Annotated in this window: 3 protein-coding genes; all 3 read left to right on the top strand. The window is 72.8% G+C overall.

Translation table 11 applies throughout. From position 1 onward, the window contains the following. On the top strand, window positions 1-744 hold a 744-nt coding region (locus ABD194_RS20050), incomplete at its 5' end, for a class E sortase (protein ID WP_343994796.1). Between the two features lie 3 nt (window positions 745-747). Next, entirely contained in the window at window positions 748-954 is a 207-nt protein-coding gene (locus tag ABD194_RS20045) for a hypothetical protein (RefSeq protein ID WP_343994794.1), read from the top strand. 6 nt (window positions 955-960) lie between these two features. Continuing rightward, on the top strand, window positions 961-1,516 hold a 556-nt coding region (locus ABD194_RS20040), incomplete at its 3' end, for an aminodeoxychorismate/anthranilate synthase component II (RefSeq protein WP_343994792.1).

Raw genomic sequence — 1,516 nt, 5'->3', positions numbered from 1 at the left:
GTACGCCTCGCCGATCCGGTGAGCACACCCACCACCGCCCAGGGCCCCATGACCTTTCGTATCCTCGTGCGCACCGTCGGCGAGCTGCTCTTCACGGCCGGGGTGCTCGTCGGCCTCTTCGTCGTCTGGCTGCTCGGGTGGCAGGCCCATGTCCAGAGCGCGGAGCAGGCCGACGCCGTGAGCGGCCTCGAGCGCAGCTTCGACCCGCCGACCCGTGCCGCGACACCGGCGTCGCGGGCTCCCACCGCACTGCCGGAGCCGAAGCCGGGCGAGGCCTTCGCGGTGCTGCGGATCCCACGGCTCGGGGCCGACTGGGCCAAGCCCGTGCGCGAGGGCGTGGGCGCCGACGTGCTCGCCCAGGGCATGGGCCGCTACCCCGGCACGGCGATGCCCGGCGCCGTCGGCAACGTCGGCATCGCCGGCCACCGTTCCGGTCACGGCAACCCGCTGCTCGACATCGACCTCATCAGGCCCGGCGACGTGCTGGTGATCGAGACCAGGAGTGCCTACAACGTGTACCGCGCAGTGCGGCACGAGATCGTGGCACCGGACCGCAGCGACGTGGTCGCGCCGGTGCCGCAGCGCCCCGGCGTGAAACCCACCGAGCGCTGGTTCACGCTGACGACCTGCAGCCCCCGCTGGGGCAACGCCGCGCGCTACATCGTGTTCTCACGGCTCGAGACCGCCATCCCGCGGTCCCAGGGCCTGCCCGTCGCCTACCTCGCAGCGCCCAAGGAGTCCTGACCCATGTATGCCGCACTGTGGCGCCGGCTCCCGGGTGGCCGCCTCGCCAAGTCCGTGTCCGCGTTCGCGCTGTTCGCCGCTACCGTGGTGGTGCTCTTCGCGTGGGTCTTCCCCGCCGTCAGCCCGCACTTGCCCTTCGAGGACGTCACGGTGCCGGCCCCGGCCGGGGGCCCCAGCCCCACCAGCAGTCCCGTCAGCACGCAGAAGTAGGCCCGCATGACCCGCATCCTCGTCGTCGACAACTACGACAGCTTCGTCTACACGATCGTCGGATACCTCGAGCAGCTCGGCGCCGAGTGCACCGTCGTGCGCAACGACGCCGTCCTCGCCACGGAGGCGGCGGCCTACGACGGGGTGCTGGTCTCCCCCGGCCCGGGCACGCCCGAGGGCGCGGGCGTCTCGCTCGACATCATCGGCGAGTGCGCGCGCCTGGCCACGCCGATGTTCGGGGTGTGCCTCGGGCACCAGGCGCTCGGCGTCTTCACCGGCGCCACCGTCGGCCGGGCGCCCGAGCTGCTGCACGGCAAGACCTCCCTCGTGCACCACGACGGCACCGGGATCCTCGAAGGGGTGCCCAGCCCCTTCACCGCCACCCGCTACCACTCGCTGACGATCGACCCCGCCACCCTGCCTGCCGAGCTCGTCGCCACCGGGCACACCGACTCGGGCGTCGTCATGGCGGTGCGCCACCGCGACCTGCCGCTGCACGGGGTGCAGTTCCACCCCGAGAGCGTGCTCACCGAGGGCGGCCACCGGATGCTCGCCAACTTCC

The sequence above is a fragment of the Terrabacter terrae genome, assembly GCF_039529575.1.
GTDB classification, from domain to species: domain Bacteria; phylum Actinomycetota; class Actinomycetes; order Actinomycetales; family Dermatophilaceae; genus Terrabacter; species Terrabacter terrae.
The sequence above is the reverse complement of the archived record's forward strand: the minus strand, read 5'-3'. Positions and strand labels throughout refer to the sequence as shown.

Bases quoted from the DNA above. Each gene is read 5' to 3' on its own strand.
- ABD194_RS20045 (WP_343994794.1), top strand. From the start codon at position 748: ATGTATGCCGCACTGTGGCGCCGGCTCCCGGGTGGCCGCCTCGCCAAG.